This window comes from Algimonas ampicilliniresistens, from assembly GCF_030159955.1.
In the GTDB taxonomy this organism is placed as follows: domain Bacteria; phylum Pseudomonadota; class Alphaproteobacteria; order Caulobacterales; family Maricaulaceae; genus Litorimonas; species Litorimonas ampicilliniresistens.
On sequence record NZ_BSNK01000002.1, the window covers coordinates 1,106,510 to 1,124,060 of the forward strand.

The 17,551-nt window shown below is 56.0% G+C and carries 17 protein-coding genes; 12 read left to right on the forward strand and 5 right to left on the reverse strand.

Features of this window, described 5'->3' with window-relative positions:
* Positions 1 to 10: 10 nt before the first annotated feature.
* Positions 11 to 1,483, forward strand: a complete 1,473-nt coding sequence (locus tag QQL54_RS13140; RefSeq protein ID WP_284391541.1) for a Ppx/GppA phosphatase family protein — start codon at positions 11 to 13, stop codon at positions 1,481 to 1,483.
* On the opposite strand, the gene QQL54_RS13145 is transcribed toward QQL54_RS13140, so the two are convergent.
* A complete protein-coding gene (locus tag QQL54_RS13145) occupies positions 1,450 to 2,565 on the reverse strand; it encodes an SMP-30/gluconolactonase/LRE family protein (protein WP_284391543.1) in 1,116 nt (371 codons plus the stop codon). The two genes, QQL54_RS13140 and QQL54_RS13145, sit on opposite strands and share 34 nt — an antisense overlap.
* A gap of 258 nt (positions 2,566 to 2,823) precedes the next feature.
* Here QQL54_RS13145 and QQL54_RS13150 point away from each other — a divergent pair, with 258 nt between their 5' ends.
* Genes QQL54_RS13150 through QQL54_RS13160 form a run of 3 tightly spaced genes read left to right on the forward strand, consistent with a single transcriptional unit; the run spans position 2,824 to position 4,401 of the window.
* Positions 2,824 to 3,417 carry an HNH endonuclease gene (locus QQL54_RS13150; RefSeq protein ID WP_284391545.1) on the forward strand — a complete coding sequence of 198 codons (594 nt, stop codon included), beginning with the start codon at positions 2,824 to 2,826 and terminating at the stop codon, positions 3,415 to 3,417.
* Entirely contained in the window at positions 3,414 to 3,575 is a 162-nt protein-coding gene (locus QQL54_RS13155) for a hypothetical protein (protein ID WP_284391547.1), read from the forward strand. Before QQL54_RS13150 ends, QQL54_RS13155 begins: the two co-directional genes overlap by 4 nt.
* A 25-nt stretch (positions 3,576 to 3,600) precedes the next feature.
* Complete coding sequence (locus QQL54_RS13160; RefSeq protein WP_284391549.1) at positions 3,601 to 4,401, forward strand: glycerophosphoryl diester phosphodiesterase membrane domain-containing protein; 801 nt, start codon at positions 3,601 to 3,603, stop codon at positions 4,399 to 4,401.
* Here the strand turns inward: QQL54_RS13160 and QQL54_RS13165 are convergent.
* Complete coding sequence (locus QQL54_RS13165) at positions 4,398 to 4,826, reverse strand: SufE family protein (RefSeq protein WP_284391553.1); 429 nt, start codon at positions 4,824 to 4,826, stop codon at positions 4,398 to 4,400. The genes QQL54_RS13160 and QQL54_RS13165 overlap by 4 nt on opposite strands.
* 149 nt (positions 4,827 to 4,975) lie before the next feature.
* On the opposite strand from QQL54_RS13165, the gene QQL54_RS13170 reads away from it, so the two are divergent.
* Positions 4,976 to 6,595, forward strand: coding sequence for a sensor histidine kinase (locus QQL54_RS13170; RefSeq protein ID WP_284391555.1), 1,620 nt, complete (start codon positions 4,976 to 4,978; stop codon positions 6,593 to 6,595).
* A 14-nt stretch (positions 6,596 to 6,609) separates the two neighbouring features.
* On the opposite strand, the gene QQL54_RS13175 is transcribed toward QQL54_RS13170, so the two are convergent.
* Positions 6,610 to 9,186 carry a hypothetical protein gene (locus QQL54_RS13175; RefSeq protein ID WP_284391557.1) on the reverse strand — a complete coding sequence of 859 codons (2,577 nt, stop codon included), beginning with the start codon at positions 9,184 to 9,186 and terminating at the stop codon, positions 6,610 to 6,612.
* Positions 9,187 to 9,294: 108 nt separating this feature from the next.
* Here QQL54_RS13175 and QQL54_RS13180 point away from each other — a divergent pair, with 108 nt between their 5' ends.
* The gene (locus QQL54_RS13180; protein WP_284391558.1) at positions 9,295 to 9,681 is read left to right on the forward strand and encodes a DUF1491 family protein; all 387 of its coding nucleotides are present in this window, start codon (positions 9,295 to 9,297) and stop codon (positions 9,679 to 9,681) included.
* Here QQL54_RS13180 and QQL54_RS13185 read toward each other — a convergent pair.
* Positions 9,590 to 11,029: an MATE family efflux transporter gene (locus QQL54_RS13185; RefSeq protein ID WP_284391559.1), complete on the reverse strand. Its 1,440-nt coding sequence runs from the start codon at positions 11,027 to 11,029 to the stop codon at positions 9,590 to 9,592. The two genes, QQL54_RS13180 and QQL54_RS13185, sit on opposite strands and share 92 nt — an antisense overlap.
* A gap of 161 nt (positions 11,030 to 11,190) precedes the next feature.
* On the opposite strand from QQL54_RS13185, the gene QQL54_RS13190 reads away from it, so the two are divergent.
* Genes QQL54_RS13190 through QQL54_RS13215 form a run of 6 tightly spaced genes read left to right on the forward strand, consistent with a single transcriptional unit; the run spans position 11,191 to position 16,643 of the window.
* Positions 11,191 to 12,207: a substrate-binding domain-containing protein gene (locus QQL54_RS13190; RefSeq protein ID WP_284391560.1), complete on the forward strand. Its 1,017-nt coding sequence runs from the start codon at positions 11,191 to 11,193 to the stop codon at positions 12,205 to 12,207.
* Complete coding sequence (gene pstC / locus QQL54_RS13195) at positions 12,204 to 13,442, forward strand: phosphate ABC transporter permease subunit PstC (protein WP_284391562.1); 1,239 nt, start codon at positions 12,204 to 12,206, stop codon at positions 13,440 to 13,442. Before QQL54_RS13190 ends, pstC begins: the two co-directional genes overlap by 4 nt.
* Positions 13,439 to 14,725 (forward strand): PstA family ABC transporter permease, encoded by a 1,287-nt coding sequence (locus QQL54_RS13200; protein ID WP_284391564.1) that lies wholly within the window; start codon positions 13,439 to 13,441, stop codon positions 14,723 to 14,725. Before pstC ends, QQL54_RS13200 begins: the two co-directional genes overlap by 4 nt.
* Positions 14,726 to 14,727: 2 nt before the next feature.
* Positions 14,728 to 15,507 (forward strand): phosphate ABC transporter ATP-binding protein PstB, encoded by a 780-nt coding sequence (gene pstB / locus QQL54_RS13205; protein WP_284391566.1) that lies wholly within the window; start codon positions 14,728 to 14,730, stop codon positions 15,505 to 15,507.
* 26 nt (positions 15,508 to 15,533) lie between these two features.
* Entirely contained in the window at positions 15,534 to 16,433 is a 900-nt protein-coding gene (locus QQL54_RS13210) for an alpha/beta fold hydrolase (RefSeq protein ID WP_284391568.1), read from the forward strand.
* Positions 16,434 to 16,484: 51 nt separating this feature from the next.
* A complete protein-coding gene (locus QQL54_RS13215) occupies positions 16,485 to 16,643 on the forward strand; it encodes a hypothetical protein (RefSeq protein ID WP_284391570.1) in 159 nt (52 codons plus the stop codon).
* A gap of 21 nt (positions 16,644 to 16,664) precedes the next feature.
* Here QQL54_RS13215 and QQL54_RS13220 read toward each other — a convergent pair whose 3' ends face one another.
* On the reverse strand, positions 16,665 to 17,543 hold the full coding sequence (locus tag QQL54_RS13220) for an SDR family oxidoreductase (protein ID WP_284391572.1): 879 nt from the start codon (positions 17,541 to 17,543) through the stop codon (positions 16,665 to 16,667).
* Between the last annotated feature and the right edge of the window lie 8 nt (positions 17,544 to 17,551).

Here is a 17,551-nt window from a genome sequence, read left to right on the forward strand (position 1 = left end):
GCAGGCCGGCGTGCTCGATATTGGTTCGAACTCGATCCGTTTTGTCGTTTACGACATTTATGGCTCCCATTTCACGCCCGTCTATAATGAGAAAGTTCTGGCGGGTCTCGGACGCGACTTGAAAGAAACGGGACATCTGTCCGAAGATGGCAAGCAACTCGCCCTCAATAGCCTGTCCCGGTTTAAGGCCATCGCCGATGCACGGGGCCTGACACATATTTTGATCGGTGCCACGGCGGCCATGCGCGAGGCTGAGGACGCAGCAGACTTCATTGAAGATATCCGCAGTCATACGGGCCTGACCGTGACGCCGATATCGGGCAAGGAAGAGGCACGATTGTCGGCACTGGGTCTGCTCTCCGCTGATCCGGGTGCGACGGGCCTGGCGGCTGATCTGGGCGGAGCGTCGTTGGAACTGATCCGCATTGATGACCATAAGCCCGGTAAACGTATCTCGCTCCCACTCGGCCCCTTTGATGCAGTGGGTCGCGACCTGCGTGAGGCTGATTATAAGGCGTTGATCCCTAATATCGATGCTGCGCTGTCAGACCTACCAACCGCACTCTCAGACACGAAAACACTTTACTTGATTGGCGGGGCTTGGCGAAACTTAGCCGCGATCCATATGACGCGCTCGCTCTACCCGCTGAAGACGATGCAGAATTATGCGCTCGATCCGCTTGATGCCGCTTTGCTGGCCCGCTGGGCCTATAATGAAGGTAGAGAGCAACTCTTCAACTGGCCGGGTCTGCGTCAGCGCCGGGCAGAAACGCTCCCCTATTCAGGACTATTGCTAGAGCGGTTGATCCGAGTTGTGCAACCGCGCCGCATTGAAGTCTCTTTAACGGGCCTGCGCGAAGGTCTGGTCTTTGACCACCTCCCAAAATCGGTTCAGGCGCGCGATGCCCTGCTTGATGGATGCCGAGATTTCGCCTCTGGCTTCTTGCAATCAGAACGTTTCGGTCTGCCGCTCATGACTTTTGTTGAGGCCATTGCCGATGTGTTGCCGACCGCATTTAACTCCCGAATGGATCGGCGTTTGCGACAGGCGGCTTGCCTGTTGGCGGGATTGGGCAAAAACCTGCACCCCGATTATCGTGCTGAGCTAATCTTTGAAAACGTGTTGTATGCGCCGATCTCGGGCTTGTCTCATCCGGAGCGGGTTTGGTTGGCCTTGACCTTGTTCCGATCCGTATCGCGCAACCGAAAACCGCCCAATATTCCGGCCGTGGACCGCTTGTTGAACAGTGATCAGATCGGTGCGGCCGAGGCGTTGGGTGATGTGATCAGATTAGCGATTGTGGCGACGGGTCGCACGCCAGATCTGGTGGACGCGCTGGAATTGTCACATGAGGGCGATGAATTGGTTCTACGCAGCGACGTGCCTGAATTGATAACTGAGCAGGTGGAGTTTCGTTTACGAAAACTGGCGGATCGGCTTGGTCTCAACTATTCTTTGGGTGGAGTGTCTTCCGACACTTGATCTGCGGGTTTGAGCGTAGAGGCTGGACCCATTGTTGACGCTGGTCCCATGGTTGAAGACCGCGTGATTCCAGACCCGCGCAATAGGTCAGGTCGGGCCCTCGGCACTTTTTGCTCAAGCTGTTCTGAAACAATCTCCTCTGTCTTGATGTCGACGGGCTCTGGTTCAGGCGTTTTGGATATGTGCCAAATTCGTCCACCCGCCTGATCACTGACGAATAGGCCGCGCATATCGGCCAGCATAGCGCCGGGCCGGATACCATTGGTTCCGCTACCAAACCCGCTTAGCAGGCTTTGACCTTTGTCCCGAATTCCGGCGAAAGTCGCAACTGTGGTTGAGACACCGTGGGGTAGAGCTAATACGGCTTGGCCCTGCGCTTCATCCAACCAGATCGCGTTGACCTCCATATTGAGATTTCTTGACGTCGCCAGCGTTTGACCGAACCAGGTTTCACCCCCGCGTGTCAAAAGCACCCAAGGCTCTGGGAATTTTCCGTCTTCTGAGCGGGCTTTAGAAAAGCCGATAATTTGTCCCGGCCCCTCTTCACGTAGACGAGCGGCGCCAGTGGCGATCTCGATCTCCAATAACCGCACCGTTCCGTCCGACCGATTTAGACCCAGAAGTAGCCGATCTGCTCCGATGGGTGCGATCGGGTGAGGATACCCCGTCGACCCGGACCGCGCGAACGGCGCGATCAAATCAGGTGTTCCGCCTCCCGCATTGATCCGCCACAGCCCGCTGCGGTCGCTCACAAACAGTACGTCACCCATCAGGGCCAAGCCCGAAGGATGATCAAACCTGTGCGCTAAGGGTTGAGTGGTGTCGGCAGCGCCGTCCAGTTGTCGGTCTTGAATGCGAAAAATCCGCCCTGCGCCGCGCTCTGCGACATAGAGGGTTCCATCCTCGTGACGGTCCATCGCCGATATATCACCCAGCCGACGCGCGAAGACTGTGAGTTCATAGCCGTCTGCAGCGGTCACATTGGCGACGGCTCCACCACTCAACAGACGCATATCCTGAGCAGTAGCCGCGCTAATCGATACAAGGGCGATCAAGATGGATATGAAAACAACACGAATCATTATGACCTTTTTAGGGTAGGGTATCTGTCTCAGTGCGACCTACTAAAACGAGGTGAATGCCCGGTGAGGGATGTCGATGATCGCTGCTTTTCTATAAATGACAGCGACGCGACGCGGGGTGTCATAGAGCTGTGGCTTGTCAGCCGCCTGATTTTCGGCATAGCTAAGGTTACGATTCGACACGGAGTTCATCGCTTTCAGTATTACTCACGTAAATGACAATTTGATCGTCAGCTCTCGCTACTGGAGAGGCTGCACATGAGTGCGATTTCCGCCACACCAGAGGCTCTTGTTGGCGCTCTGCCTGTCAGTCAGGGTAACTATCCGTGCCTCATTCTGAATGCGGACTACCAACCATTGTCTTACTTTCCGCTCTCGCTTTGGTCTTGGCAGGACGCCATCAAGGCTGTCTTCTTGGACCGGGTCAATGTTGTCGATCATTATGAACAATGTGTCCGCAGCCCGAATTTCGAGATGCAGATGCCGTCCGTTGTCGCGCTCAAGGATTATGTACCGCAAAATCGCACGCCCGCTTTTACGCGCTTTAACCTGTTTCTGCGCGACGGATTTCAATGCGTTTATTGCGCCTCACCGGATGAGTTGACCTTTGACCATGTTTTGCCGCGTCGGCTTGGGGGTAAGACCAGCTGGTCCAATATCGTTGCGGCTTGTTCGAGCTGCAATATGCGCAAGGGAGGCCGCCACCCCAAAGAGGCGGGCATGCATCCGCTGATAAAGCCTCGCCGACCAACGATGCACCAGTTGCAAACTCAAGGACGGCGCTTCCCGCCGAACCATCTACATGAAAGTTGGCTTGACTATCTCTACTGGGACGTTGAGCTTGAGGCATGAAAATTCATCCCTACGCGATCATCCTTGGTATCGGTATTGGCATTATGAGCCTTTACGCGCTGCGCCATCCTGTATTTGCCGCCATGGCCGGCCTTATCGCCATTCTTGGCATCGACATGGTTATTCGGGTGACCAAGGACTGGCCTAAGAAGCGCTGATACGCTTACGGTTTTGAGATCAGCTATGCCCGATGATCCTGAACATGACTGGCAAAGAAGCGGTTATCATCAATTTGAAATAGGCGATGTTCTGACACGGGGCTTTGCTGGGTTGCGTGATCGGCTGAAGGACGTTGCTCTAATCTCGTTGCTGTTGATTGGCGGGCCAGGTGTGATCGTCAACGCATCGTCCTACATAACGGAAACGTCAAATGTTGGAGGACCGCTTCTGGTCATTGTTGGGGTCATTGTCTTCATTGTCGGGGCGATCTTACTGCCTGCCGTGCTCGTACAGATTTTTGTGCGTGGTTTCTGGGGTGAGCATTTAGAGCTAGACGTAGCTTTGCGTGACGGGATGGCGCGTTTCTGGCCCATGCTGGGTGCAGGGATCATAGCTGGCATTGGGATGATTTGTGGTTTTGTACTGTTAATCGTTCCTGCTTTTATCCTGTATTGCGGCTGGTATATTTTGCTCCCAATCGTTGTTGGAGAGAAGCGTGATCCAGTGGAGTCTCTGACTCGCAGTTGGGAACTGACACGCGGTTACAAGTGGCAAATCTTCGCCATTGTTCTTATTGGAACTGTGATTGCTGCGCTTGCGGGCGCTGTCATGGGCGGGATCGGTGGCGGTGTGCTGGGACTCGAAGCGGTCAATATGGACGTGTCCGCTGATCCCATAAAAATCTTCCTGTTTGCGTCTATGCAATCGTTGGCCGGAGTGATCGGCACGGCTGTCTCAACAGCTTTTGTCAGCTCGACTTATGTAGAACTCTTGAAGCTGAAGGGCGAGTATGACCCTGATAGCGGCGCACCTACTTTCGGTTAAGGTCTTGCGCCTGCCTCGCGTTTTATCCGCTCGACCATACTGCGCAGGCCATTGGCGCGTTGGCTGGAGAGATGTTCGGATAGACCCAGATCGTCAAACAACGCCTCCGTATCGAGACCCTGGATCACAGCGTCTGACTTGTCTGAGAAGACCTGGACGGCGATGGCGACGAGGCCGCGCACAATATGCGCGTCAGAATCGCCCCGAAAGACCAGATGGCCCTCGGTATTACGGTCGCTAACCAGCCAAACTTGGGAGGCGCAGCCGCGAACTTTGTTGGCCTCGATCTGGTCGGCTTCGGGTAACGGATCCATTGCCTTGCCAAGATCAATGACATGCATATAGCGCTCTTCCCAACCATCGAGGAACGTGAAGTCCTCGATCAGCTCTGCAACATCCTCGGGCCATGTTTGAGTATCAGTCATTGCGGTGCAGATAGGGGGCGTAGCCGGGTCCTACAAGCGCTGCGATATTGAGGGAAATAGCAGTCCAAAATTCCCCTCAGACACGAATTCGGTGGCAAAAACGCTGAAAATCGCCCTTTTATGGTTAAAATCTATAGTTAGTGAGAGATATGAGTCGAGTCGCCGACACGTCGCTGGGGCCGCGCCTAATGGGTCCCATGCTGATTTGGCTCGCGGTCATGGCCGCTGGGACGGCGGCTGCTCTGTTCGCAACAGGAAATATTGACCCCGTTGCCAAGATTGCAGTGGGACTTGCTGTCCCCGCTCTCCTGTCCCTTCTATTGATGCCTGCTCTGCACCGGACATGGTCGCAAGTTGTTCTGCTAGCGCTCTGGACCGGCTTTGCAGTGGTCTCCACGCTCATCGGCGGGCTATTCCCTCTGGCGATAACTTTCCTCTGTATCCCGGCCATTGCGATGCTGTTCACACGCGAACGCGTTGTCGAAGCCCTCATATTGGCCGTACTCGCGCTCATCGCCACATTCCTGTCGCTTAGCTTGGTTGGCCTGGGTGAATCGCCGCTTTCTGATACGGGTATTGGACTTCTGGCGATGCTTGGGACAGCGGGCACGTTAGCACTGACGATTGCCGCTATGATTGCAGGGACACAGGCTCGGGATTCTGATTTTTCGGCGGTGGGGAACGGCATCGCTGCGGGTGCGTGGGGCGATGCTGTAATAGGTGGCTTGCTTGAGTTCGGCCCTGATGACCGATTGGTCGGCGCAAATGAGGACGCGCGGGCCCAGTTCGGTCTTGATCGCCTGAGCGAAGATATCCTGCTTGGTGATATGGCAGGCGGCGGCGATGCCAGCCTGCGAATGCTGGATACCGCGCAGCTTGCACGCCGATCGCAACAGCCTGCCATATCGCGGGTGAGCATTCGCGATAGCAGCAGTACAGTGACCAGTTTTGACATGAGTTTCACACCGCTTTCAGGGGGCGGGCTGCTTTTGCACAGTTTGGATCGGACGAATGAAGCGGAGCAACTCGAAGCCTTGCGTCAGGCTCAGACAGTGGCCGAACGAGAAGCCCGTGAGAAGACATTGTTCTTTGCTGGCGTCTCCCATGAGCTTCGCACACCGCTCAATGCCATAATCGGTTTTTCTGACATGATGCGCTCACGTCTCTTCGGTCCTCTACCCGGAAAATATGCCGAATATGCGGATCTGATCCATGATAGCGGCCAATACATGCTCGACCTCATTGGCGATGTCCTCGACCTGTCCAAAGTTGAAGCGGGCAAATATACGCTTGTACTGGATACGTTCGATGTCAGCGACGTTGTGCGCAGCTCAGTCAAAATGATCCGACCGTCAGCAGATTCGGATGAAATTGTGGTCGAGATTGATGTGCCAGACGATGATGTGCTCCTGATCACGGCGGACCGGAAAGCTATGCGTCAAATCTTGCTCAATCTCCTGTCGAACGCTGTGAAGTTTTCGCCCAAGGGCAGCACGGTTAAGGTTTCTGCCCGCGCAGACGAAGCAGGCGAGATGATGCTCGTCTCCGTGATGGACGAAGGTTCAGGCATGAGTGCCGAGGATATTGCTCGCGTCGGTGAGCCGTTTACGCAAGGTCGTTCTGGACAAGATGCAGACGCACGTGGATCGGGTTTGGGACTCTCTCTCGTGAGAAGCTTGGCCGAACTTCACGGTGGTCAGCTGGACCTGCGAAGCCAAGTCGGTGAGGGTACAGAGGCACGGGTCAGCGTGCCCATACTCAGCGAGTAAACGAAAGCAGCCGTCTATCGGCGATGCGGTTTGTTCGCGGGGGGTGAGGCGAAGGTCAGCCCGACCAGAAACATCAGAAACAGTACGATCAACGTCAATGCCGCTGGAATAATCTGCGCTTGCCCCAGTCTCGCCGACTTCATGTCCTGCTCTGGGATATCCAGATGCCGCCAAAGATCGACCCGAAGACCCGCAGCCACATTCCCGAATCCTTCGACGCGGCCTTGTAATCCAGACGCAGCCGGTTGCACCAAAGCTGGCGAGAGAGTGTGGGGTAAGGTCATAGTTGGACGTTGCGTATCCTCGAATGTGTTTTCACTGATAGCCTGTGACTGAGGCGCGGTGACCGTATCAGCTTTGAACGGTTCAACGATCAGAGTGTTGGATTGACGTGCGGTTGAAAACCGCGTCCACTGGCTGTCGATCCAATGGGTTAGTGCTTCCGTTTCAGGTTTCGGAAGGCGAAGGTCTGGCAGGTTAGACGCCAACCCTTTGGCGCGATCACCCAAGGACAATGATACTGTCGTTGGTTCGATTGTTTCAGTAATAGGCTCTATGATTGGCATGGGCAGCGCGGCTTGCGCCATTATCACGTCTTGCTCATCCCATCGGGTTACGCCGCCTTTGAGGCCATTCCAATGCAGGTCATTGGCCAAGGGCTGGATGGCTGTCGAGAAATCGCTGTCTGCCGTATTAGAAATAACGCCGATAAGTCGCCCGTCGTCGACAGGGAAGATCGCAGCCACGCCACCAGAATGTGTCGTGCTTGCCGAACGCAAAGTGAAGGCAGCCTGACGCACAGCCGACTCGCCGTCCAAACTGGCAAATTTCTCGACGAACTGAGAATTATCGACGTTTGGGATTTGTCCCCGCCATGCGCTTTGTAAGGCAAGAGGTGCGTCGATCCGGAACTCTCGTTCAATTTCTGAATGGGGTTCAATAATCAGCGTGTGCTTGTCCGTAATCTCTGTCTGTCCGCGTGCGAATGCGGCATCAATCCAGCCGCGACCACTGGCGCGTGCCATCTTCGCAACGACCGTGAGGGCGCTTGTAAAGTCTCGATCTGTCTCTGGCAGAACCATGACGGTTTCAGCCCCAGCATCTTGGCCGAATAAGGATCCGTTAGCGGCAAAGCGGGATAGATCACTCGGATGAGTGGGGAGCGCTGCGTTAAGGCGTAACTCCGAACCTTCGGAAATCGCGATAAAGGGCACGCTGGCATCGCAGCGTGGTCGGTTATTGGCGTCTTGTGTTGTTAGTTCGAGGCGGTTGCCGGTGCCGAGGAGTAAGCCTTTTTGGATCGGATAGGACACAGTTTTGCGGCGACCGCGGACAGCGGCTTCACCCAGATCGACCCCGTTGAGGGAGGCTTTCAATCGTGTGCCGGCCTGAGTTTGCTCATCCCGGTTCAAGCGCAGGACAAGAGCCCCTTCACTCGCGGCCGGATCGGTAACATCGAACACATAGTCGCGTTGCGTTCCGGTCTGGACCGTTAGAACATCAAGATTAGCGGACCCCTCAACGAGGCGGCGATTCACATCCAATGGGCTTTGTGCAAACACAATATCGGGCGTTGTCATCGACAGACGCGAGTCCGGTAGCGAGGCGGTCGCAAAGGCACTGACAGCCTCTAAAACCTCTGCCTCTGTGTCACCTGTTAGGAACAGCCTGTTAGCGTGTGTGTTAGACAGCGCGATCAGAGGGCCCGCGCTCAATAAGACCGCATCATCCTGTGTGAACTCAAACAATTCTGACCGCGTCAGCATGATGATGTCAAAATCCGACTGGCGCGGGCTTGTCAGGAACGTTGGAATTTTGTCCGTGCGTAAACCGACGCCTTGCGCGGCCAAAGCTTGGCTCTTCGTCGCCATATCTCCACTTGAGATGAGTCCGACGCTTTTCGGGGCAAAGGTTAGGCTGGAAAAGCGACGTTCTACGTCTCTTAACTCCAGTTGATGGCCTTTAGGCAAAGCTGTGACGTCCAATCGTGAGCGATCAAGGTTGATCTGATAACCGCCGATGGGCGCTTTGCAGCTGGTTGCGTAGGAGACGCGTAATACATTGCCAATGTCCCGCGCGCGACCCGGATCCAGATTGATGACCGTATTCGTAGCGTCTCCGCGAGTCTCAATCTCGATGGGGTCGCTGCCATTAAACTGCATTATCAGCGGAATGGTGGCATCGACGCCGGGCAGAGGCTCAGCAGATAGCGTGACGGAGAGCGCTTGAGTGACATCCGCATGAGAGAGATCGAAGCGGAGCTCGGCTTGCGGTGTGCGCCAATCAAGAGTTCGGGAGGATCGATCCCGCGTGGCGTCTTGTAAGCTGACGGAATAGTCGCGCGGTTCGGGCTCAGGCACAGGTTCTGGCTCGATTTCCGGTTCAAGGTCAGGCTCGACGATTAAGTCCGTTTCAATTTCTGTATCGTCTTGAATAAGCGCTTCAGCGATCGGGCGGTACAGCACGAATCCGGCATCTGTGGACGGACTCGCCGTGTCCGCAGGAACAGGTTCAGCGTTGGCCGTCGCAGCCAGCAGTGGTAGCAGGGCGACAGAGCTGATAAGTAGAGACCGGACGTGCGTGCGGTTCATTGTGGGGGACCCCGTCATTGATACGGGTCTTACAAAGCAAGGACCATGCCACGCACCCCGCCACAGGCGAAGTAATCTCAGCGCATTCCCGAAAGAGGAGAACAGGGCATGGCCCAGCTTAAAACCGGCATGTGGGTCGATGCGCTGATGCGGCGCGCGCAAGTCGGTGGGGCCTATGCATGCGTCATCCATCGGGGCGACCGGGATGCTGGTACGGTTCTGGTGACAGTGCGGAGCCGTGAGGTCTTGTCAATCTACACGCCAGAGCGGGACATGGACGGGGCCCGGGTCTGGCGCGGTGAGGAGCTGGACGAGGCGGGTTTGGCCGCCACGATCAAGTCACGTCTGGATTTCGACTCCGACCTGATTGTGGTCGAGATCGAAGATCCGGACGGGCGTCACTTCATTGAAGAAGCGGTTCTGACGGATCAAGAAGCTCGGGAGGACGCGGCGGAACTTGAAGCTGCCGCCAAAGCCTTATTCCGAGGCCGATAAAGGCTGCAAACAGTCCCGCCATCAATCCGTACCATACGCCCAATGCGCCCAGCGGCGTATGCAAGGCCAAGCCATAGCAGAGCGGAAAGCCGATCACCCAATAGCTGATGCCCGTGATGACCATGGGCGCCGTGACATCTTTCAATCCCCGCAGGAGTTGGTTGCAGGCCACTTGTGCGGCGTCGAAAATCATGAAGGCGGCAGCCAGAGGTAAGAATAGGGTGATTAAGGCGATAGTCGCGCTGTTCTCTGGATTGTTCACATCCATATAAGCGCGCGCGATCAGATCCGGCATGAATGCAACAAAAAGGGCGAGAATACCCATTGCCCCGATAGAAATGAGCAGTGTCGCTTGCGCCGCCTGCCGCCGCGCTATTTTGTCGGCAGCGCCTTCCGCGAGGCCGATCCTGACGGCTCCTGCCATCGAAAAGCCCCATGGCAGCATAAAGGACATGGCAACGACATTGAGCGAGACATTATAGGCCGCCGTTTCGCGCACACCGATCAATCCCATGATTAGGACAGCGGCGTTGAAAAGCGCACCCTCAAAGATTGTTGTCAGGCTGATCGGCCAAGAGAGTTTCATAACTTCGAAAAACCGTTCGCGGTCGAAGCCAAAAATGTTGCGGAAAATCTCAAACACCCGGGCTTCACGGTCAAGACTGATATAGGCGGCGAACAGGAAGAAGCAGATGATATAGCTGATCGAACTGGCAATGCCGGCGCCCACGAGTCCCAGTTCGGGAAAGCCGAATAGACCGAAAATCAACAGCGCGTTCAGCCCCGCATTAATGCCGACCGTGATTGTGGCCAGCAGCAAGGGGACCATCGTTTTGTTCAGCGCGGCAAGGAAATTGCGCAAGGCCATAACACCCAGCGCGAACGGCAGGCCGGGGGCCAGCACGATTACATATTCGCTGGCTAGTTTTGCAACGTCTGCATCCTGCCCGAGAGCGAGCAGGATTGGCTCTGTTGCTAGCAAAATAGCCAGCATAGGGACGATCAGGCCGAAGATCAGCCAGAGTGTCATGCGGACACTCCGCCGTACATCGGTTCGGGCGTCGCGGGCTGTATCGCCAATCGTTGTGCCCAAGGCTTGGCTGACCATCGGTGTCACAGAGAACACAGGTCCAGCTCCGACCATCCAGAGCATAAAATAAACGACGCCCCCTATGGCCGCCGCGGCAAGGCTTTCCGTGCCAACCCGACCAATCATGACCGTATCGATCGTATAGATCGAAAATTGCACCATTTGGGTGAGCGCCATTGGTCCGCCAAGCGCAAGCAGGGCGGCTATCTCTCCGCGCATTGTGCGCGGGAGTGTCGGTATCGACGTGTCAGACGACATGAGGCGCGCCCCTGCGCTTTCTTTTTTATGCTGTAAAGCCGATCTCTGGCTCGTGTCGTTATGTGGACGGTTGCAATGTCCGTCCGAAGTCATCAGGGACCGACTAAACCCATCTCTTAAGGAAGTCCGTTTTGAGGATTTCGCGTCCAGCCCGACGACCTATGATGATCGCAACGCTTGCGATGTTATTATTGGCGTGCGCGAATGAGGGACCTGAGCCGGTCCGTGTTGTTGGGTCTTCAACCGTTTTCCCATTCGCTGCCAAGACGGCTGAAACCTATTCGGAACGTACAGGCATTCGCATGGTGGTCGAGCAAACGGGCAGCGGCGGCGGGCACAAGCTGTTCTGTTCCGGTGATCGGTCAATCAATGCGACAACGTCGTCACGCCCACAAAAGCCGTCCGAGGCTGCACTTTGCGCGAGTAATGGCGTAAAGCCCGTCGTGGAAATCCGTCTGGGGTTTGACGGCATTGTTTTGGCGCGTTCGGTCGCGGCTGCGCCGATGGCGATTGATGAGGCGACCCTCTATCGTGCCTTGGCGCGTGAACTGCCGACATCTGATACAGATTGTACGGCCATGCCGAACCCTTACACGACATGGTCACAGATCAGCCCTGATTTGCCTAACAACCGGATCGAGGCTTACGGCCCGCCACCGACCTCCGGTACGCGCGACGCTTTTGTGGAAACGGCGATGGAGACAGGCGCGCGCCACTATCCCTGTCTGGCTGAGGTGGAGCGCGACACGCCTAACCTATTCCGGGCACGCGCACATGAACTGCGCGAAGATGGCCATTGGATTGACGCGGGTGAAAACGACAATGCGTTAGTGCAAACTTTGATCAATACTCCCACGGCGCTCGGCGTGTTCGGATTTTCCTTCCTCGAACAGAATACGGATAAGGTCGCGGCCGTGAGTATTGACGGTATTTTCCCTAGCCGAAGGACTATTCGTTCAGGGGACTATCCCGTCGTGCGCGACCTGTATCTTTATCTGCGCGGCGATGACGAAACGGGAATTGCTGGATACGCCCTTGAGCTTGCCTCAGATGAAGCTTCTGGCTTGGGCGGGTATCTCGAAGCGATTGGTTTGATCCCTCTCCCTGAGGGTGAGCGCGACTTGATGCGCCGCCGCATTTTGGCGACATTTGAGCAGAATGAGGGACAAGCCCGGTGAGTGATCCGGTCCCGATCTATATGTTGATGATTATTCTGGCCCTGATTGTGGGGGCCTATCGGCTTGCCTATGGGCGGGCCGCGCGTTTTGCACAGCTCGCTATTGGTGGAATGGCGCGACCTCGGGCGCAGCCACGTCATCACGCTCGGCTGGCGGCTGTGATGGCAGGTTTAGCGGGTGTTTGCGTTTATCTCGTGGGTTTGGGTTTGCGAACCCATGAGCCGAGCGTCGTGGGCGACGGGCTCTGGTTGGCGGCTCTGGTTGGGTTGCCGTCCCTTATAATCGGCATCGCGCTCGCCAAAGTTCGCCCCGACTTTGCTGCGCGTGCGCACATTGAACGCATGGCGGAAACTGGGTTGATGTTGCTGTCGCTTGTCGCTGTTATCACAACACTCGGCATTGTGGCTTCACTGGTATTTGAAGCGACCCTGTTTTTTCAGGATGTTTCCGTTTTTGAGTTCATTTTCGGGACACATTGGTCGCCACAAACCGCAATCCGGGCTGGGCAGGCGGGACAAAGCGGGACGTTCGGCGCGGTTCCTGTTTTCGCGGGGACATTCCTGATTACAGCCATCGCCTTGGCTGTAGCGGGCCCCGTTGGCCTTATGGTTGCGATCTATTTGTCGGAATATGCTTCAACGCGAACACGCGCTGTGGTGAAGCCTGCTATTGAAATATTGGCAGGGATTCCAACCGTAGTTTACGGTTTCTTCGCTCTGATCAGCGTTGGCCCGACGATCCGGCATGTCGCCGAAATGATGGGTGCGAATGTACCGACACAATCAGCATTGGCAGCCGGGTTGGTTATGGGCGTGATGATCATTCCTTTGGTCAGCTCTTTGTCCGATGATGTCATTCGGGCTGTCCCGCAATCCTTGCGCGACGGCTCGACGGCGCTCGGCGCGACGCGATCAGAGACCTTGATCCGCGTCGTGTTTCAAAGTGCCTTACCGGGCATTATTGGCGCGTTTTTACTCGCCATTTCGCGCGCGATCGGCGAGACGATGATTGTCGTGATGGCGGCGGGTCGGGCCGCTAACCTCTCGGCCAATCCGTTCGATGCCGTGACCACGGTGACGGTGCAGATCGTTGCGTTGCTGACCGGGGATCAAGTCTTTGACAGTCCGCGCACGCTGGCCGCTTTCGCGCTCGGCCTCGTGCTGTTTATCATTACTCTTTTACTCAACATCGTCGCCCTAGCCGTCGTCAATCGCTATCGGGTGCGGTTCGAATGAGCGGCTTACAATCTATTGCAACGCCCGCCGCCTTAGCCCGCTTGCGCAAGCGCCGAGCGGCGGAACGTCGGTTCCGCCTCTATGGCCGCGCGGCCATAGCCTTCTCGGTCACCGCGCTGGCTTGGCTGTTATTCTCCATATTTTCGACAGGTCTATCGGCCTTTACCCAACATTGGTTGAACTTGGATCTGGAGGTAAAAACCGTGTCTGGTGACGCGCCGAATTACCGTGATCTTCTGGCCGATGCGATGGCGGAAGAATTCGAAATCACAATAGATGAGTTGGCCCAAGATGCGTCTGTTAGGGGTGAGTTGTTGCAAATCTTGTCGGCTTCAGAAGCCACGGCGCAATTACGGCGGCGGGGGCAGGTCGAGCCAAGAGCGGGCGCCGTGACCTTGAGGATTCCGGCATCCGACCTCACGGATCAGTTTCTCAAAGGTCATATTGACCGGGGTCTTGCGCCGTCGCAACGCCCGGTCACGGATCGTCAAATCGAATGGATTGATCAGCTGGTCGAGACAGGTCGCGTTGAGCGACGGTTTAATCGCGCTTTGTTCCTAAACCCGGATTCCCGCGATCCCGAGCGTGCGGGATTGGCGTCGGCCATTTTTGGGTCAGTGATGATCCTTATTATCGCCAGCGCCTTAGCCCTGCCCGTCGGAGTGGGCGCGGCGATCTATCTAGATAATTTCGCGCCCAAGACTGGTTGGGGTGGACGGATGATCAGCTTAGTCGAGGTCAATATCAATAATCTGGCCGCCGTGCCGTCAATTGTTTTTGGTCTGCTTGGCCTTGCCGTTTTCATCAACTTCTTTGGCTTGTCCCGGTCCATCCCGCTGGTTGGAGGACTGGTGTTGGCCTTACGCATGTTTCCGACCATTGTGATTGCCTCCCGCGCTGCGCTGCAAGCGATTCCGGATTCACTGACGGATAGTGCGCTGAGTTTAGGCGCGTCGCGTATGCAGGCCGTGTTTAATCACAAGGTTCCACTGGCCGCGCCGGGGATCCTGACCGGGTCGATCATCGGTATGGCGCAGGCGCTGGGTGAAACCGCACCACTCTTGATGATCGGCATGGTTGCCTTCGTCACCGCTGTTCCGGCCTCTCCTATGGACCCGGCCACAGCCTTGCCCGTGCAGATTTTCTTATGGTCTGGATCGGCGGAAGTGGCTTGGGCGGAACGGACATCGGCGGCGATCATAGCCTTGCTGGTTGTGCTGATGCTGATTAACGGGCTGGCCATCATGCTGCGCGAACGGTTGCAACGAAAACGGAGGCGCTGAGCGTGACCGATAAGCCCTCAAGTGACAGACCCAAATTTACCTGCCGCGATGTTTCCGTGCGTTATGATGGTTTTAGCGCTCTGTCAGGGATCGACATCGATATTTCTGACCGCAGTGTCACGGCGCTGATCGGGCCGTCTGGCTGCGGTAAGTCGACTTTGCTACGCGTGTTTAACCGTATGAATGATACTATCGCCAATGCCCGCGTGAGCGGCACTGTGCTGATGGACGACATCGATATTTATGGTCCCGACATCGACCCGGTTCTGCTGCGCGCCCGTGTCGGCATGGTGTTTCAGAAACCCGCCCCGTTTCCTCGCTCCGTCTATGACAATGTGGCTTACGGTCCAAGATTGCATGGTCTTAGCCGATCCCGGGCTGATCTGGACGGCCAAGTCGAAAAGAGCCTGCGACGCGCGGGTTTATGGGAAGAGGTCAAAGACCGATTGAAGATGCCTGCGCCCGGCCTGTCAGTTGGGCAGCAGCAGCGGCTCGTGCTGGCACGGGCGCTGGCCATTGATCCTGAAGTCATCCTGATGGACGAACCTGCGAGTTCGCTTGACCCAATCGCTACTGCCCGTTTGGAAGCCTTAATCGAGGAATTGAAGACCCGCTACTGCATCATCATCGTCACACACAGTATGGCCCAAGCAGCCCGTATTTCAGACAAGACGGCATTCTTGCACAATGGCGCGTTGATCGAATTTGATCAGACCGAAAATATGTTCACTAATCCGACCGACACACGCACGCAGGATTATATTACCGGACGGTTTGGCTGAGCATGATTTTCAGACAAGGTATGAAAATGCGGTTTATCACAATCATGTGGGTCGGGTGCTTCTTGCTTCTCTCGGCCTGTCAGGCATCCGAAGAACCGCCTGTTGAATTATCTGACCAACCGCAGGGCATGGTCACTGAACCGCGATCCTTTGACGTCAATGGTCAGCGCCTGTCTGGTCTGCTCGACATGCCCGAAAACAGGGACGCTCGCGCGCTCGTCATCCTTATTCATGGTTATGGCCAAACCAATGTGGTCGAGCAAAACTGGTACTATGATCTGCGCTCACGTTTTGCTGCGACCGGCATTTCCAGTTTTGTGTGGGACAAGCCGGGGTGCGGTGACAGCGAAGGATCATTCGACGCGGATCAGCCGGTTGCCAGCAGTGCAGATGAGGTGTTGGCCGCAGCCGCCTATCTGAGGGACCAGAAGGTGCCGGGCGCTCAACGGATTGGCCTTTGGGGGATCAGTCGCGCGGGATGGATTGCACCGTTGGCTCTATCCCAGGATGAAGATCTCGCCTTCTGGATTTCAGTGAGCGGCGTCGATGCTGACGAGAGTTTCGGATATCTGCTGGAATCAAATTGGCGGATTAAAGGATATGATGAGGCCGTGATCGCCCGTTTGCTCGCCGAATGGCGCCGAGGCACGGAAATCGCTGTCACGGGCGGGTCCTATGAGGATTACCTTTCGGAGACGGAAGCTTACCGCACCGATCCCTTCGTTTTGTTTCTTCAAAACGGGGAAGAGGCGATGAGTGAGGCGGCCTACAATAGTTTGCGGGCAACTTGGCAAGCCGAACCACCTCGATTTAACCCCACAACGGGGCTTCGGATCTATGTTGAGGGTTTCGCATCGACTTTAAGTAAGCTCAATATTCCGGTTCTCGCCCTGTTCGGCGAACAGGACATGAGTGTCGATTGGTAGTCCACAAAGTCACTTTATGAAGACACGGTCGGCCAAAACCCGAACGCCAGCTTGACAGTCCGGACCTTTCCGAACGCCAATCATAATCTCCATGTCAGCCAGACAGGCGGGTTTGAGGAAATGATCAGTATTCTGGGCTCGCACGAAATGGCGCCCGGCTATTATGATGCAATCCTAGAGTGGCTCGATACTGTTGCGGCTGATAAGTAAATGACCGCGCGCGACTTCTTTTTAGTTCCCGAAATCGACGCTCGATAAAAACCGATCGATCACGTCTTGCTGCTGTTTGGTCCCGTCCGGATCCGCTTGGGTCTTGAACTTAGTGAATTCTTCTGCCCACTTGCTAGTTCTGATCCGGACCGGAGGTTTTTCGGCTTGCAATACATCCATGACCACATCGGCGACTTCGTCGGCGGTCTGGAAGGAATAGGAACTGCCGCTTGCGGCACGGGCCTGGGCTCCGCCAATATAGGCCTCTAAGATCGGCTTATATTCGTCGTCCAGCATGCCGCCCGTCTCTGTGAAATGGGCCAGCGCATTCTGGGCGAAGGGCGTCGAAATACCGCCGGGTTCTACGGCGGAGAAATGCAGATCGAAAGCCGGACCGACATAGGTGGACAGGCTTTCCGTATAGCCCTCGACGGCAAATTTGGCCGCGCAGTAAAGCTCATTGAACGGTTGTCCGACGAGCCCGCCCACGGATGAAATATTGATGACACGGCCCTCGCGTGCATTGCGCATGCCGGGCAAGACAGCCTTGGTCATACGCACAACGCCGTAATAATTGACCTCCGTCATCCATTGCAGCTCCGCGTCAGAAGCTTGTTCGGTCGTGCGGATTTGCGCGGCGCCGGCATTATTGATGAGAGCGTGGATTCCGCCATGATCCGCGAGAACGACGTCGACGCAGGATTGGATGCTGTCCAAATCCGTGACGTCGAGCGCGCGGATATCGGCTTCGACTCCTGCCTCTTTGAGCGCAGCCTCTAATGTCTCTCGCTTCGCCAGATTGCGCATGGTCGCAACGACGCGGTAGCCCGCTTGTGCCGCCTTCACACTGATGGAGACACCCAGACCAGTTGAGCATCCGGTGATCAATAGTGTCTTCATGAGGTTCT

Excerpts from the sequence above, each read along its gene's own strand:
- QQL54_RS13190 (WP_284391560.1), top strand. The coding sequence starts at position 11,191 with ATGATGATCGCAACGCTTGCGATGTTATTATTGGCGTGCGCGAATGAG.
- QQL54_RS13155 (WP_284391547.1), top strand. The coding sequence starts at position 3,414 with ATGAAAATTCATCCCTACGCGATCATCCTTGGTATCGGTATTGGCATT.
- QQL54_RS13210 (WP_284391568.1), top strand. The coding sequence starts at position 15,534 with ATGCGGTTTATCACAATCATGTGGGTCGGGTGCTTCTTGCTTCTCTCG.
- QQL54_RS13220 (WP_284391572.1), bottom strand. The coding sequence starts at position 17,543 with ATGAAGACACTATTGATCACCGGATGCTCAACTGGTCTGGGTGTCTCC.
- QQL54_RS13160 (WP_284391549.1), top strand. The coding sequence starts at position 3,601 with ATGCCCGATGATCCTGAACATGACTGGCAAAGAAGCGGTTATCATCAA.
- QQL54_RS13145 (WP_284391543.1), bottom strand. The coding sequence starts at position 2,565 with ATGATTCGTGTTGTTTTCATATCCATCTTGATCGCCCTTGTATCGATT.
- QQL54_RS13170 (WP_284391555.1), top strand. The coding sequence starts at position 4,976 with ATGAGTCGAGTCGCCGACACGTCGCTGGGGCCGCGCCTAATGGGTCCC.
- QQL54_RS13200 (WP_284391564.1), top strand. The coding sequence starts at position 13,439 with ATGAGCGGCTTACAATCTATTGCAACGCCCGCCGCCTTAGCCCGCTTG.
- QQL54_RS13180 (WP_284391558.1), top strand. The coding sequence starts at position 9,295 with ATGGCCCAGCTTAAAACCGGCATGTGGGTCGATGCGCTGATGCGGCGC.
- QQL54_RS13165 (WP_284391553.1), bottom strand. The coding sequence starts at position 4,826 with ATGACTGATACTCAAACATGGCCCGAGGATGTTGCAGAGCTGATCGAG.
- QQL54_RS13175 (WP_284391557.1), bottom strand. The coding sequence starts at position 9,186 with ATGAACCGCACGCACGTCCGGTCTCTACTTATCAGCTCTGTCGCCCTG.
- QQL54_RS13185 (WP_284391559.1), bottom strand. The coding sequence starts at position 11,029 with ATGTCGTCTGACACGTCGATACCGACACTCCCGCGCACAATGCGCGGA.
- QQL54_RS13150 (WP_284391545.1), top strand. The coding sequence starts at position 2,824 with ATGAGTGCGATTTCCGCCACACCAGAGGCTCTTGTTGGCGCTCTGCCT.